The organism is Micromonospora yasonensis, from assembly GCF_026013475.1.
GTDB classification, from domain to species: Bacteria; Actinomycetota; Actinomycetes; order Mycobacteriales; family Micromonosporaceae; genus Micromonospora; species Micromonospora yasonensis.
Genome location: NZ_JAPDPH010000063.1, coordinates 1 through 16,733 on the forward strand (window position 1 = coordinate 1; position 16,733 = coordinate 16,733).

Annotated in this window: 3 protein-coding genes; all 3 read right to left on the reverse strand. The window is 74.1% G+C overall.

Annotated elements, in window-relative coordinates; genetic code table 11:
• On the reverse strand, positions 1 to 2,590 hold a 2,590-nt coding region (locus tag ONA70_RS15455), incomplete at its 3' end, for a non-ribosomal peptide synthetase (protein WP_265007125.1).
• 1 nt (position 2,591) lies between these two features.
• Entirely contained in the window at positions 2,592 to 7,427 is a 4,836-nt protein-coding gene (locus tag ONA70_RS15460) for a type I polyketide synthase (RefSeq protein WP_265007126.1), read from the reverse strand.
• Entirely contained in the window at positions 7,424 to 16,384 is an 8,961-nt protein-coding gene (locus ONA70_RS15465; protein WP_319957314.1) for an SDR family NAD(P)-dependent oxidoreductase, read from the reverse strand. The genes ONA70_RS15460 and ONA70_RS15465 overlap by 4 nt, the downstream gene beginning before the upstream one ends.
• Between the last annotated feature and the right edge of the window lie 349 nt (positions 16,385 to 16,733).

The following is a 16,733-nucleotide window of genomic DNA, read 5'->3' on the forward strand; positions in this document are numbered from 1 at the left end:
CGGTGGCGAACGGGTCGGTGACGAACCGCTCGGCGGTCAGCTCGGGGCGGTTCAGATAGCCGAGCGCCACGTTGACCCCGCCGATGTGCAGCTCACCGGGGACACCCAGCGGCACCGGCTCCAGGAAGCGATCCAGGACGTACACCTGGGTGTTGGCGATCGGGCGGCCGATCGGCACCGGTTGCGGGTCGTCCCGGCGGCAGGCCCAGGCGGTGACGTCGATGGCCGCCTCGGTCGGCCCGTACAGGTTGTGCAGCTCGGCCGTCGACCGGGCGAAGAAACGGTCCTGCAGCTCCCGGGACAGCGCCTCGCCGCTGCAGATCACCCGGCGCAGGCTGGTGCAGTCCGCCACGTCCGGCTCGCGGAGGAAGACCTGGAGCATGGACGGGACGAAGTGCAGGGTGGTGATCTGCTCGGCCTGGATCATCTCGACCAGGTAGCGACCGTCCCGGTGCCCGCCGGGGCGGGCCACCACCAGTGTCGCGCCGGTCATCAGCGGCCAGAAGAACTCCCAGACCGACACGTCGAACGAGTACGGCGTCTTCTGCAGCACCCGGTCGCCGGGGCCGAGGCCGTAGGCGTCCTGCATCCACAGCAGCCGGTTTCTGATGCCGGCGAAGGTGTTCGGCACCCCCTTGGGCTGGCCCGTCGAACCGGAGGTGTAGATGACGTACGCGACATCCGACCCGCGGACCGGGGTGGCCGGGTCGTCGACGGCCTCGTCGGTGAACTCGGTGAGCAGTTCGTCGGCGTACCAGAGCGGGCCGTCCCAGGGGAACTTCTCGGTCAGTGGCCGCTGGGTGAGCACCACCGCCGGATCGGCGTCGTCGAGCATCAGCGCCACCCGCCCGGCCGGCAGTCCCGGGTCGACCGGGACGTAGGCGCCACCGGCCTGCCAGATCGCCAGCAGGCTGACCACCAGCTCGACCGAGCGCTCCAGCACCAGGCCGACCCGCACGCCGGGGCCGACCCCGGCGGTACGCAGCCGCCGGGCCAGCCCGTTGGCCCGGCGCAGCAGTTCGCCGTAGCTGACCGTCCGGTCGGCGAAGCGCAGCGCCGGCAGCTCGGGCGTACGGCGGGCCCGGGCGGCGATCTGCTCGTGCACCCAGCCGGCGTCCGGCCACCGTCGGGTGTCGCCGCGGGACAGGGCCAGCACGGTGCGCCGCTCGTCGGGGTCCAGCAGCGGCAGCCGGTCGACCGGGGTGTCGGGCTGCGCGATCGCCAGCTCGATCAGCCGGCGGAAGTGGTCGGCGAGCCGGGCCATCGTCGCGGCCTCGAACAGGTCGCGGTCGTACTCGAACCAGCCGTTGAGTCCGCCCGCGTCGTTGAAGAACTGCAGCTCCAGGTCGAAGCGGGCGCCCTGGGCGCGCAGCGGCAGCCGCTCGAACGCCACCCCGGCCAGGGCGAGGGTGGGCAGCGGGTCGCTCTGGTAGGACAGGCCCACCTGGAAGATTGGGGGGCGGCTCAGGTCCCGGGCCGGCTTGAGCTCCTCGACCACCTTCTCGAACGGCACCCGCTGGTGGGCGTAGCCGCCGAGGCAGGCGTCCCGGACCCGGTGCAGCACCTCGGTGAAGGTGGGCTCGCCGGTGAGATCCACCCGGACCGGCAGGGTGTTGACGAAGAACCCGATCAGCGGCTCGACCTCGGTGCGGTCCCGGTTGGCCATCGGCACGCCGATCACCACGTCGTCCTGTCCGCTGTGCCGGTGCAGCAGCACGGCGAAGACGGCCAGCAGGGCCATGTACGGGGTGGCGCCGTGCCGTTTGCCGAGCGCGCCGAGCGCGGTCAGCACCGGTTCGGGCAGCTCGAACGGGTGGGAGGCGCCCTGGAAGCCCTGCACGGCCGGGCGGGGCCGGTCGGTGGGCAGATCGAGCACCGCCGGGGCGCCCGCCAGGTGCTCCCGCCACCAGGCGAGGTCCGCCGACAGGTCCTCCTGGCGTAGCCAGTCCTGCTGCCACACGGCGTAGTCGCCGTACTGGATGCTCAACTCGGGCAGTTTCGGCTGCTCGCCGGCGACCAGCGCGGCGTACCGGGTGGAGAGTTCGCCCAGCAGCACGCCGACCGACCAGCCGTCGGAGATGAGGTGGTGCATCGCCACCCCGAGCACGCAGTCGTCGGTGTCGAGCCGGAGCAGGGCCAGCCGCAGCAGCGGGCCGGCGGCGATGTCGAACGGTTCGCGCAGCGCGCCGACGATCCGTTCCTCCAGCTCGTCGTCGCCGAGTGCGGTGCCGCGCAGGTCCACCTCGGGCAGTGCGACGTCGAGGGTCGGGTGGACCACCTGCACCGGGCGTCCGTCGCGCGCCTCGAACGTGGTGCGCAGCGACTCGTGCCGCTGGACGATCCCGTTGACCGCCTGCCGCAGCAGCGCGGTGTCCAGCGGTCCGCGGATGCGCACCGCCGCCGGGATCAGGTACGCCGGGTTGCCGGGCTTGAGCTGCTCCAGGAACCAGATGCCCTGCTGCATGACGGAGATCGGGAAGACCTGCTCCCGCCGGGCCGGCGGCGCCTGCCCCCGGTCCCGCAGCATCTTCTCGAACAGCGCCCGCTTCTCGGGTGAGAGCGAGGCGAGCCGAGCGTCGAGGTCCGTCATGTCACCCCTCCTGGCCCAGCACGGCCCGCGCCTGCTCGTCGGAGAGGTCCGCCAGCTCGGCGAGCAGTTCCGCGGCGACGTCCTCGAAGCGCTCGACCCGCTGGATGGCGGCCGGGTCCGCGGTGCCGTCCTCGTCGACGGCCGGCAGCCGGCTGATGATCTGGTCGGTGAGGGTGCGCAGGGTGGCGCCCTCCAGGAACACCGCGATGGAGAGGGAGACGCCGAGCTGGCGCTCGATCTCGTTCTTCAGCTCCACCGCCATGAGCGAGTCCAGGCCCAGGTCGAACAGCGACTGGTCCACCCGGACCGCCGCCGATCCGGCACCGAGGGTGGCCGCGACGCCGAGCACCAACTGCGCGGTGAGGGTGTCGGCCCGCTGGTCGGCCGGGAGGGCGAGCAGTTGCGCCCGGGTGGGGAGCAGGCTGGCCCGGGCCTTGCGTCGGGCCGGGCGGGCCGGGCCGTCGCCGCGCAGCAGCGGGGCGAGCAACGCCGAGCCGGAGACCTCGGCGTAGCGCCGGCCCCACTCGGCCCAGTCGACCGGGACCACCGCGACCTGCGCGTCGTCGTGGTGCAGGAGCCGGTGGAACACCCGCAGCGCCTGGCCGGGGCGGAGGACGCCCATGCCCTTGCTGAGCCCGGGGGTGGCGTCGGCGCCCCGGGCCGCCAGACCGACCCCGTCCCAGATGCCCCAGTTGACGCTGAGGCCGGGCAGGCCGGCGGCGCGGCGCTGCTGGGCCAGCGCGTCGAGGAAGGCGTTGGCGGCGGCGTAGCCGGCCACGAACGGGGAGCTGAGCAGCGAACTGGTCGAGGAGAACAGGACGAAGAAGTCCAGTTCCCGGTCGGCGAAGAGGCGGTGCAGCACCCAGGCGCCGACCGCCTTCGGCAGCAGGGGGCGTTCCAGGTCGGCCCGGGTCACCTCCAGCAGCGGAGCGACGTCGCCGGTGCCGGCCGCGTGGATGACGCCCCGGATCGGCGGCCAACCCTCCCGGTCGTACACGGCCAGGAAGGCCCGCACGGCCGCCTCGTCCGCGACGTCGGCGGACGCCAGGTGCACGCTGGCGCCCAATGCCTCAAGCTCGCGGACCGCGGCGACCCGCCGTGCGACCGGGCCGTCGGCGGGCAGGTCGGCCCATTCGGCGCGGGGCGGGATCGCGGTCCGGCCGAGCAGCACCAGTCGGCGGGCGCCGGCCTGCACCATCGACCGGGCGACGGCCAGGCCGAGGCCGCCGAGGCCGCCGGTGATCAGGTAGCTGGCGTCCGGCCGCCATGGCCCGTCGGTGTCGCCGGTCTCGGGTACCGCCTGGCGGACCAGCCGGGCCACGTAGCGCTGGTCGCCGTGCAACGCGACCTGGTCCTCGGCGTCGCGTCGGGTGAGCTCGTCGGCCAGCCGGTCGGCCAGCGCCGCCGGCGCGGCGTGCGGGTCGAGGTCGATCAGGCCGCCCCACAGGGCGGCGTGCTCCTGCTGCAACGACCGTCCCAGGCCCCACAGTGTCGATTGGGCGACCGTTCCGAGCAGCGGGCCGGGGGCCGTACCGGTGGTGCCGGTGGGCCGCACCGCGCCCCGGGTGACCAGCCAGAGCCGGACCGACTCCGGGCCCTGCGCCCGGGCCAGCGCCTGTGCCGCGTACACGGCGCTCAGGCTGCCCCGCTCCTGGGCCCGCAGCAGCGCGGCGGCATCCAGGTCGTCGGCGTCCGCGGGGTCGGCGCCGTCGCCGTCGAGGCTCCACAGGTGCAGCACCTGGAGGTCGCCGCCGGCGAGCTTCAGCTCGTCGAGGAGCCGGCCCAGGTCCGCCGGGCCGTCGATGCGGACCTCGGCCTCGGCGCCGCCGTCGAAGCGGTACGCCGTCCCGGGCGCCACCCGGACGGTCCGGTCGCCCCGGGCGGCCATCGCGTCGGCGAACCTGGCGCCGATCCCGGCTCCGTCGGCCAGCACCAGCCAGGTCCGGGCCGGCGCCTGCGCCCCGTCCTCGGCCGGTACGGGCGCCTCGACCGGCTGCCAGTCGAGCCGGTAGAGCAGGTCGTCGTCGGCGTACTCGTCGGGCGGGTCGTCGGGGCCGGTGGTGTCCGGGCCGCGGTACGCGCGGTCCTTGCGGCGCGGCTCCTGCCAGCAGTGCGTCTTCTCGAACGGGTACGTCGGCAGCGGCACCCGGTTGCGCCGGTAGTCCCGGTCGAAGCCGTGCCAGTCCAGGTTCACCCCGGCGGCGTAGAGCTTGGCGACCGTGTCGAGCAGCACCGCCCAGTCGTCGTGCTTGGGGCGCAGGCTCGGCGCCAGCAGGGTCTCCCCGGTCGGCAGGTTGTCGCTGATCATGCCGAGCAGGGTCGGCGCCGGTCCCATCTCGACGAAGGTGCGGTAGCCCAGCTCCCGCAGGGTGTCGATGCTGGCCGCGAAGCGCACCGGCTGGCGGGCGTGCCGGCACCAGTAGTCGGCGTCCGGGGCGGTGTCCCACGGCCACAGCTCGCCGGTCAGGTTGGCGACCAGCGGGATGCGCGGCGGGCTGAAGGTCACCGCGTCGGCGGCCTTCCGCAGGCCGGGCAGGATCGGCTCGATCAGCGGCGAGTGCGACGAGGTGGTGATGTGCAACTGCTTGGTCTTCACGCCGCGCCGGTCGAACTCGGCGCAGATCTCGGCCAGCGCCGCCCGCTCGCCGGAGATGGAGGTGGTGGTGGGCCCGTTCACGGCCGCCACGGAGACCCGGTCGGCGTACGGGGCGAGCACCTCGGTGACCTCGGCCTCGGCGGCGAACACCGCCACCATCGCCCCGTTCTCGGCCAGCTCCCACATCAGCCGGCCCCGCTCGACGACCAGCCGCAGCCCGTCCTCCAGGCTCATCATGCCGGCCACGCAGGCCGCCACGTACTCGCCGAAGCTGTGCCCGAGCACCGCCACCGGCTCCACTCCCCAGGAGCGCCAGAGCTGGGCCATGGCGTACTGCACGGCGAACAGCGCCGGCTGCGAGTAGGTGGTCCGGTAGACCAGGTCGGACTCGGGGTCGGCAGGGTAGATCACGTCCAGCAGCGGGACCTCCAGCAGCGGCCGCAGGATCTCGTCGCAGCGGTCGATGGCCTGCCGGAAGGTGGGCTGGGTCTGGTAGAGGGTGCGGGCCATGCCGACCCGCTGCGGGCCCTGGCCGGTGAAGAGGAAGACCACCTCGTCGCGGCCGGCCTCACCGACCACCGGCAGGTCACCGGGGAGCCCGTCGACGAAGTCGGCGAGCTGGTCGGCGATCTCCTGCCGGGAGCCGCCGACGGCGGCCAGCCGGTGCGCGAAGTGGGCCCGGCCGGTGCCGGCCGAGTGGCAGATGTCGGCCGGCGCGGTGGCCGGGTCGTCCGTCAGCCGCTGCTGGTACCGCTTGGCGAGCTCCAGCAGGCCGCTCGGGGTCTTGGCCGACAGCGGCAGCACCGACCGGGGCCGTTCCGGGCCGGACTCCTCGGTCGTGGCCGGCGGCTGCGGCGCGGCCTGGAGGATCAGGTGCGCGTTGGTGCCGCTGAACCCGAAGCTGCTCACCCCGGCGATCGGCCGCTCGGCCACCGCCGGCCAGTCGCTGAGCGCGGCCGGCACGACGAACGTGGTGCCGGCGAAGGAGATGTGCGGGTTCAGCTCGGTGAAGTGCACGTTCGGTGGGATCGCGCCGTGGTGCAGGGCGAGCGCCACCTTGATCAGTCCGGCGATGCCGGAGGCCGCCTCGGCGTGCCCGATGTTGGTCTTCGAGGAGCCGAGGTAGACCGGGGCGCCCTGCTCGCGGCCGTAGACCTCGGCCAGCGCCTCGACCTCGATCGGGTCGCCGAGGGTGGTGCCGGTGCCGTGCGCCTCGATGTAGGAGACCTGCTCGGCGGCCACCCCGCTGGCCGCCAGCGCCCGGCGCAGCACGTCCCGCTGGGCCACCCCGTTGGGGGCGGTCACCCCGGAGCTGCGGCCGTCCTGGTTGACCGCCCCGCCCCGGATCACCGCGAGCACCCGGTCGCGGTCCCGGACGGCGTCGGAGAGGCGCTTGAGGACGACGATGCCGCAGCCCTCGCTGCGGACGTAGCCGTTGGCCCGGGCGTCGAAGGTCTTGCACCGGCCGTCCGGCGCGACCATCCCGGGGAACTGGGAGAACGCCACGCTGGGCAGCGGCGAGAGCACCACGTTGACCCCACCGCCGAGGGCCAGGTCGCACTCGCCGGCGCGCAGGCTCTGCACCGCCGTGTGCACCGACACCAGCGACGACGAGCAGGCCGTGTCCACCGCCACGCTGGGGCCACGGAAGTCGAAGACGTACGAGATCCGCCCGGTCACCACGCTGTGCGCGGTGCCGGTGCTGGCGTACGCGGTGATGTCCTCCAGGCCGGGGAAGTTCTCGGTGGCGAAGTCGTTGCTGCACACCCCGAGGAACACCCCGGTACGGCTGCCGGCGAGTGCGGTCGGCGCCTGCCCGGAGTTCTCCAGCGCCTCCCAGGAGACCTCCAGCGCGAGCCGCTGCTGCGGGTCCATGGCCAGCGCCTCCCGGCGGGAGATGCCGAAGAACTCGTAGTCGAACTGGTCGACCCGGTCCAGGAAGCCGCCCCAGCGGGTGCGCATCTTCCCGGGCTGCTGCGGTTCGGCGTCGTAGAACTCGTCGACCGGCCAGCGGTCGGCCGGGATCTCGTCGACCGCGTCCACCCCGTCCCGCAGGATCCGCCAGAAGCTCTCCGCGTCGACCGCGCCGCCGGGGAAGCGCATCCCCATGCCGACGATCGCCACCGGTTCGGTACGCATGCGCTCGTGCTCCGCGAGCTGGTGCTGCATCCGCTCCAGCTGGAGGTAGGCGCGTTTGAGGGTGGAGGTGGGTGCTGCCTGCGCCTGCTGCCCGGTGGTCATCCGTGAGACCCTTCGTCGATCTGGGTGAGCTTGGCCAGCAGGAGCGCCTCGACGTCGTCGTCGGAGAGCCGCTCCAGCTCGTTGGCCAGGTCGTCGTCGGTCGGCGCGGCACCGGCCCCGGTGGCCGCAGTGCTGGCGGCGGTGACCGCCGGGGCGGCGCCGGTCGTGGTCAGGTCTGCCGCGGGTCCGGCCTCCAGCGGGATGTCCATCCGCTCGGCGAGGTTGGGGACCAGCGCGTCGATGGTGGGGAACTGCCACGCGATGGTGGCGGAGAGTTCGACGTCCAGCGACACCTCGAGCCGCTTGCGCAGCTCCAGCGACATCAGCGAGTCGATGCCCATGCTGGCCAGCGGCGCGGTGACGTCCACCCGGGCCGCGTCGACCTTGAGCACCCGGGCGACCTCCCCGGCGACGTGCCGGGTCAGCAGGCTGTGCCGGCGGCGGCCCGGTTCGACGGAGAGCAGCCGCCGGCGTACCTCGCCCGAGTGGTGCCGGGCGCCGGCGGCCGTGGCGTCCACCGCGACCAGGTCGGCCAGCAGCGCCGGGACCAGGCCGGCGGCGGCCGCCGCGCGGAGCCGGTCGTGCTCCAGGGGCAGCACGCTGGCCTGGACGGTGGGGGTGCGCAGCAGCCGGTCCAGCGCCTCGATGCCGTCGTGCGGGGCGATGCTGGCGATGCCCTGCCCGGCGAGCTGGCCGCCCCGGTCCGGGCGGGCCGCCAGGCCCGCTTCCGACCACGGACCCCAGTTGACGCTCAGCGCGGCCCGGCCCTGGGCCCGGCGCCGGTGCGCGAGGGCGTCCAGGAACGCGTTGGCGGTGGCGTAGTTGGCCTGGCCCGGGGAGCCCAGGAGCGCGGCGGCCGAGGAGAAGAGGACGAAGAAGTCCAGGTCCTTGTCGAGGGTGGCCCGGTGCAGGTGCCAGGCGCCGTCCACCTTGGCGGCGGCGACGGTGCGGAACCGGGCCCGGTCGAGCTGGAGCAGGAGCCCGTCGTCGAGCACACCGGCGGCGTGCACGATCCCGGCCAGCGGCGGCAGGTCCCGGTCGACGGCGGCCAGCACGGCCGCGACCTCGTCGTACGAGGCGATGTCGGCCTGCCGTACCTGGACGTCGACGCCACGTCCGCGCAGCTCGTCGAGGACCCGTGCGGCCGCCGCCGAGGGCTGGCTGCGGCCGACCAGCACCAGGTGCCGGGCGCCCCGGTCGGCCAGCCAGCGGGCGGTCTCCAGACCGAGGGCGCCGAGACCACCGGTGATCAGGTACGTGGCCACCGGCCGGACGGGTGCCTCCCCCGGTGCTACGGCCACGACCTCCCGCGCGTCCGGGCGCAGCACGATCTTGCCGGTGTGCCGGGCCTGCGCCATCCGGCCGAACGCCTCGGCCGCCTCGGCATAGCCGAAGGTGGTGACCGGCAGGGCGGTGAACTCGCCGCTGCCGAACCCGCGCAGCACCTCGGCGAAGAGGCGGGCGATCAGTTTCGGCTGCTCCGCGAAGGCCCGTTCCAGGTCGACGGCGAGGAACGACCGGTTGTGCCGGAGCAGTTCCAGACCGAGGTGGCTGTTGGCGTAGATGTCCTGTTTGCCGATCTCGACGAACCGCCCGTTCGGGGCGAGCAGGCCGAGGCTGCGGGTGAGCGCCTCGCCGGTGAGCGAGTTGAGCACGACGTCCACGCCCCGGCCGTCGGTCAGGGCCAGCACCTCGTCGGCGAAGCGCAGCGACCGGGAGTCCATCACGTGTTTGACCCCGAGGCTGCGCAGCAGTTCCCGCTTCTCCTCGCTGCCGGCGGTGGCGAACACCTCGGCCCCGTTGCGGCGGGCCACCTGGAGCGCGGCCAGTCCGACACCGCCGGTCGCCGAGTGGATCAGGACGGTGTCGCCCTCGCCGAGGTGGCCCAGGTACTCCAGGCCGTAGAGCACGGTGAGGAAGGCGATCGGCAGGGCGGCGGCCTGCTCGTCGGTGAGGCCGTCCGGGACGCGGGCGACCAGCGCGGCCGGGGTGGTGGTGTACGCGGCCATGCTGGACGGGGCGACCGCCATCACCCGGTCGCCGACCCGCAGGCCGGTGGTCCCCTCGCCGACCGCGGTGATCCGGCCGGCGCACTCTCCGCCGAGTGGCACGACGCCCTTGGGTACGCCGGGGCAGACCTCCATCGCCTTGAGCACGTCGTTGAAGTTGAGCCCGGCGGCGGTGACCTCGATCTGCACCTGGCCGGGGCCCGGCGGGGTGCGTTCCCACAGCACCGGGGTCAGGCTGCCCAGGTGGCCCTGCACGGACAGCAGCCGGTAGTTGCCGTCGGCGGCGGCCCGGTCGAACGGGTGCAGCCGCCGGTCGGCGTCGGTCGGGAGGGGGGCCCGCCAGGGGCTCAGCCGGGGGGTGTACCGGCGGCCGGCCCGCAGAGCCACCTGCTCCCCGCCGGCCCGATGCAGCAGCTCGTCGACGAGACCGGCGACGTTGCGTTCCCCGTCGACCGGGTCGAGGTCCACGATGGTGGGACGCAGTTCGCCGTGTTCCAGGGTGACCACGCGGGCCAGTCCCCAGAGACCGGCCTGGGCCGGGTCGGGGATGCCGGACTCGGCGGCCGGCACCTGCGCGCCGCGGGTGACCAGCACCAGCCGGGGCGACCGGCCGGCGGCCCGGGCGAGCGCCTGGACCAGGTGCAGGACGGCGACCGGGCCGAGCAGCTCGATCCGGTCGAGCTGGGCGTCCCGGCCGTCGGCCGGCTCTGCCGCCCCGCCGGCCGCGTCCGAGGGCTGCTCGGTGAGGGCCGCGTCGAGGCTCCACGCGTGCACCGCCCCGGCGCAGGGCTCCGGCCGGGCGGCGCGCAGCTCGGTGAGGAGGGCGGCGAAGTCCGCCGGGCGGGCCGGGTCGATCTCGTACCGGTCCGGAGCCACCTGCCGGTACGTGTCCCCGGGGGCGACGGTCACGGTGGCCACGCCCCGGCCGGCCAGCTCGTCGCGGAGCTCGGCGCCGACCGGGTCGGAGCCGGCGAGCAGCAGCCACCAGCCGGTGGTGGCGACGCTCTCCTCCGGCGGGTCGGCCGTCTCCTGCCAGGACAGTTCCAGCAGGGACTCGGCGACCGGGTCGGCTGCGCCGGAGCCGGCCAGCCGCCGCAGGCCGATCCCGGCGATCTCCCCCACCGGGGTGCCGGCCGCGTCGTAGAGCACCACCCGGGCGCCGGTGATCTCCGGCGCCCCGACGCCGGCCCGGTCGACCACCGCGTGCGCCCACCTGGGTACGGCCGGCTCGGCGGCGAGGCGGAAGCGTTCCACCCCGACCGGCAGGTACGTCCCGGCGTCGGTTCCGTCGTCGGCCAGGGCCGCCGCCAGCACCTGCAGGCAGCTGTCCAGCAGCGCCGGGTGGACCAGGTACGGGTCCCGGTCGCCGGTCAGCTCGACCGGGTCACGCAGTTCGGCGATTGCCTCGTGCTCGCCCCGTCGGACCGCGCCGATGCCCTGGAACGCGGGGCCGTAGCGGAGTCCGGAGCGGGCCAGCCGGGCGTAGTGCTCGGTGGTCTCCAGGGGCTGGGCGCAGCGGGCCCGTACGGTGGCCAGCGGGTCGGCGGCCGGGATCGCGTCCGGCCGGCCCGCGGTGGGACCGGGACCGGTGCCGTACCGGCCGTGGGCCACCTCGGTCCAGGTTCCGTCCGGCTGGGCGGGGCCGCGGTGGTAGATCCGCAGCGCACCGCCGGTGCCGGCCTCGGGCAGCAGGACGAGCTGGAGGTTGTCCTCCTCGGCCAGTTCGTCGACGACGGTGACCCGGGTCAGCTCGATTCGCTCGACGACGGCGGTCGGGTCGTCCAGCAGCCGCCGGGCGGCCGACAGGGCGGCGTCCAGCAGCAGGCTGGCCGGCAGGACGGGGGTGTCCTCGACCACGTGGTCACGCAGGTAGCCGAACCCGGTCAGGTCGATCCGGGCGGTGAAATGGTGTGCGCCCGGCTCACCGGCGGCGCGGACGTACGTCTCCAGCACCGGGTGTCCCCGGTGGCCGGTCCGGCGCGGACGCGGGTGCTCGTCGGTGAGCCAGTGCCGCTCCCGCTGCCACGGGTACGTCGGCAGGGCGACCATCGGCACGGCCGGCCCGTGGACGCGGCGCCAGTCGACCGGGTAGCCGGCGGTGTAGAGGCGGCCCAGCTCGCCGAGGATGGTGGCGTGGCTGGCCTCGTCGCGGCGCAGCGAGGCGACGACGACTGCGTCGCGCTGCTGGCGGGCGATCCGCTCGGTGACCGGGTCGCCGAGCACGGGGTGCGGGGAGATCTCCACGAAGACGTCGTGTCCGGCGTCGACGAGGCCGGTGACCGCGACGTCGAAGAGGACCGGTTCCCGCAGGTTGGTGGCCCAGTAGCCGGCGTCCAGCGCGGTGCCGTCGATCGGCCGGGCGGTGACCGTGGAGATGATCGGCACCGTGCCGGGCCGGGGGGTGAGCCCGTCCAGCAGCGCGGCGAGTTCGGCGCGCAGCGGTTCCATCTGCGGGCTGTGCGAGGCGTAGTCGACCGATTCCAGCAGCCGGCAGAAGATCCCCTCGGCTTGGAGCGCCTCGGCGAGGGCGGCCAGCGCCGGACCGTCGCCGGAGAGCACGGTGGACTCCGGGCCGTTGCTGGCGGCGACCGAGACGGCACCCGGCCGGCGCTCGGTGAGCAGCCGCTGCGTGTGGTCCAGCGGGAGCCCGACCACGGCCATCCGGCCGTTGCCGATGGCGGCCCGGATGACCCGGCCGCGCTGCCAGGCGACCCGCATCGCGTCCGGGATGTTCAGCGCGCCGGCCACCTGGGCGGCGGCCACCTCGCCGACGCTGTGCCCGACCACGGCGGCCGGCTCGACGCCCCAGGAGCGCCAGAGCGCGGCCAGCGCGATCTGCACGGCGGTCAGCGCCGGCTGGGCCACGGCGGGGTCGCTCAGCAGCTTCTCGTCGGCCCGGCCGGTGACCAGGTCGAGCAGGGACCAGTCGACGTACTGCCGCAACGCCCGGGCGCACTGCTCGAGGGGATCCCGGAAGGCCGGGACGGCGAGCAGGTCGTCGGTGAGCGGCCACCACCGGGGGCCCTGGCCGGAGAAGACGAAGACGGGCTTCGGCCGCCGGCCCAACCGCCGGCTGCCCCAGGACAGCCCGGCCCGCTCCTCGTCGGACGCGTACGCGGCGAGGGCGTCGCGCAGTGGGGCGGGCGAGTCGCCGACGCAGGCCAGCCGATGTTCGTGATGGCTACGGCGGACGGCCGCGGCGGCGCAGGCGGCGGCGAGGTCCGGGCCGGCGTCCAGCGCGGCCAGCCGGTCGGCGTACCGCCCGGCCAGTTCGCGCAGCGCCTCGGGGGTACGGGCGGAGATGGCCAGCAGCCGGGCCACGCCCGCGCCGGCCGGCGTGCCGGCGGTGGTCGCCGCGCCGTGGGCGCTGCCGCGGCCGTTCGTGGCCGGCGCACCGGTCGCCGCAGCCGCACCGGCCGTCGGGGCGGGCCGGGGCGGCTCGCGAAGGACCAGGTGCGCGTTGGTGCCGCCGAAGCCGAAGGAACTCACCCCGGCCACGGCCGGCGCGTCCCCGGTGGGCCACGGTTGGCGGGTGTCGGCCACCCGCAGGGCGAGCCGCGCGAACGGGATGTGCGGGTTGGGCTGCTCGTAGTGCAGGCTCGGCGGGATCTCCCGGTGCCGCAGGACCAGCGCGGTCTTGATGAGACCGGCGATGCCGGCGGCGGCCTCCAGGTGCCCGAGGTTGGACTTGACCGAGCCGATGAGCAGGGGCCGCTGCGGGTCCCGGTCGGCGCAGACCACGGCGGCCAGGGCCTTGGCCTCGATCGGGTCACCGAGCAGGGTGCCGGTGCCGTGCGCCTCGACGTACCCGACCTGCTCCGGTGGCACGCCGGCCCGCTCGTACGCGTGGCGCAGCACCGCCTCCTGGGCGTGCGGGTTCGGCGCCATCAGCCCGTTGGTCCGGCCGTCCTGGTTGACCGCCCCGCCGAGGATCACCCCGTAGATCGGGTCCTGGTCGGCGACCGCGCGGGACAGCGGCTTGAGGATGACCACGCCGGCGCCCTCGGCCCGGACGTAGCCGTCGGCCCGGGCGTCGAAGGTCTTGCAGCGCCCGTCGCCGGCCATCGCGCCGGCCTTGCTGAAGTTGATCGCCAGCGCGGGTGAGAGGACGACGTTGACGCCGCCGGCGACGGCGAGGGTGCACTCGCCCCGGGTCAGGCTGGCCACGGCCTGGTGGACCGCGACCAGCGAGGACGAGCAGGCGGTGTCGACCGCGATGCTCGGGCCCCGGAGGTCGAGCAGGTACGACAGGCGGTTCGCCGCGATGCTGAACGCGTTGCCGGTGCCGGTGTACGCGTCGACCCGGTCCAGGTCCTCGAAGGTCAACTGCCCGTAGTCGTTGGTGGCGATGCCGATGAAGACGCCGGTGGCGGAGCCGGCCAGGTCCTCGGCGGCCACGCCGGCGTCCTCCAGCGCCTCCCAGGTCACCTCGGCGAGGAGCCGCTGCTGCGGGTCCATCCGGGCGGCCTCGCGGGCGGAGATGCCGAAGAAGTGCGGGTCGAACTGGTCGATCCGGTCCAGGAAGCCGCCCCAGCGGGTGGTGGTGCGCCCCGGTACGGCCGGATCGTCGGTGTGCAGCTCCTCGGCGTCCCAGCGGTCGGCGGGCACCTCGCGGATCGCGTCGCGCCCCTCGGTCAGCAGCTGCCAGAAGCTCTCCGGGCCGTCCACGCCGCCCGGGAAGCGGCAGCCGATGCCGATGATCGCGACGGCTTCGTCCTGCTCCACCCGGTCCGCCGCACCGGCCGGGCCGGACATCTCGGGCCCGGTGCCCGCCTGCGGGTCGGCGGTGTCGGAGGCCGGGTCGGCGAGGAAACCGGCGAGCGTGTCGAGGGTGGGGTACTCCCAGATCAGGGTCGAGGAGAGGGCACGGCCGAGCCAGGCCTCCAGCTCGCCGACCATCCCGACCATGTCCACCGAGGACAGGCCGTACGTGGCGATGGGCCGGGTGGTGTCCACCGCCTGTGGGCTGATCTTCAGCCGGCTGGCCAGCTGTTCGACCAGGCGCCGTTCGACCTCGGCCCGGCCGGGCCGGGCGGCGGAGGGAACGCCGGTCACCGCCGGCCCGGTCCCCCGGGCGGTGGCCGGCGCGGCCGCCCGACCGACGGGGACGCGCTCCGGATCGGCCGCGCTCCAGTGGGCCAGCACCTCCAGGCCGCCGGTACGGAACGACTCCCGGGCGGCGCGCCGCTGGAGCTTGCCGCTGGAGGTCTTCGGGATGCTGCCCTGCTTGATCAGGACGACGTCATGCGCCTGGAGACCGTGCTCGCGGGCGACGGCACCCCGGATCGCGGCGATCACCTGCTCGGCGTCGAGCTGGGACCGGTTGCCGCCGACCTCGTGGATGACGACGAGCTGCTCCCCGCCGTCGACCTCCACCGAGCAGGCCACCCCGCAGCCGGGCCGCAGCTTCGGGTCGCTCTGCTCGACGGTGAACTCGATGTCGCTGGGGTAGTGGTTCTTGCCGGCGATGATGATCAGATCCTTGTGCCGGCCGGTCACGAAGAGTTCCCCGTGGCCGTCGACGAATCCGAGGTCTCCGGTGCGTAGGAAGGGCCCGGCCCCGGTGCCGCCGATTCGCGCCTGGAAGACCTGCTCGCTCTCGTCGGGGCGCCGCCAGTAGCCCTGGGCCACGCTCCCGCCGCCGAACCAGATCTCACCGATCTGCCCGGCCGCGAGCTGCGTGCCAGTCTCGGGGTCGACGATGGCCAGTTCGTGGTGTTCCGCGACCGATCCGCAACTAACCAGGGTCCGGCTCTCCTCGTCGGGGCCGGCGTCCACCGCCCGGCGTCCGGCGAGGTCGGCGGCGCGCACCCGCCGGATGCGTGGCTCCGCCCCCGCCAGCCCGCCGGAGACGAAGAGGGTCGCCTCCGCGAGGCCGTAGCAGGGGTAGAAGGCGCTGCGCCGGAACCCACTGCTGGCGAACGCCTCGGTGAACCGGTCGATGGTCTCGGCCCGGACCGGCTCGGCGCCGCTGAACGCCAGCCGCCAGCTGCTCAGGTCGAGCGCGGCGCGCTCCTCCGGGGTCGTCTTGGCCACGCAGAGCTCGTAGCCGAAGTTGGGGCTGCCGCTGAGCGTGCCCCGGTACTTCGAGATGGCCTGCAGCCACCGGACGGGCCGCTTGAGGAACGACGTCGGGGACATGAACGTCGCGGGGAAGCCGGCGTAGAGCGGCTGCAGCATGGCCCCGATCAGCCCCATGTCGTGGTACGGCGGCAGCCAGCTGACCAGCCGGGTGTCCTCGACGTCGGTCACGAAGCGTTCATTGGTCACCGCGAGGTTGGCCAGCAGATTGCGGTGGCTGAGCACGACGCCCTTCGGCCGGCCGGTGGAGCCGGAGGTGTACTGGAGGAAGGCGATGTCCGCGCCGTCGAGGTCAGGCTCCCGCCAGTGGTCGGCGACCGCCGGGTCGATCCGGTCGACGGCCTCCCACCTCAGCGAGCCCAGCGCCGGTGCGAGCGCGGTGATCTGGCCGGCCATCGCGGTGATCTCCGCCGGGGCCAGCACGATGGCGGGTTGCGCGTCCTCGATCACGCCGATCAGCCGCGGCAGGGTCCGCTTGAGCAGCACCGGGTTCGGCGGATACACCGGTACGGCGATGACCCGGGCGTACAGGCAGCCCAGGAACGAGGCGAGATAGTCCAGGCCCGGGGGGCAGACGATGAGCGCCCGGTCGCCCTCGCTCACGCGTCCGCGCAGGGTGGCCGCGATGGCCCGCGACCGCCGGTCCAAGTCGGCGTTGGAAATGACGAGCTCGTCATCCTCGCCGTCGACCAGGAATCGGTACGTCCACGCGTCCGGACGGTCCAGGAGACGGGCACGGAAATGGTCGACGAGGGTCCTGACTTTTGGCGACCGAGTGGCGGATCCGGTCAGCACCCTCGGGAATCCCGATGAGCCGGCCCGCCTCTCATGTGTATTGTCTCGCCCTGGCACCGACATGCTACCCATCCGGCTCGTTCCGACGTTTTTTCACGGGATCAGCAGGGTCGTAAGCAAGCAAAACTTGCGCCGTATTCACGCCATGGAAAAGGGCGTAGAGAATCCGCCCCCATTGCCACGAAGTGGACTACATCTATCCCCGCTGGTGACATTACCGGCGGCGGCACATCCCCGAACACCCCTATCCGCCGTTCAACATCCCCCTACTCGCAGGCCACCGGGTATCCACTCCGGAGTACGGCACGTGAACGCCGGTCGACGGGAATCGGTCACGCTATACGGCACCTGTCGCATATCCTCGGCCGCGATCCCGGCATCACCGCCAGTTAAGGGAATTAGCTACAGAATCCGACTCGAC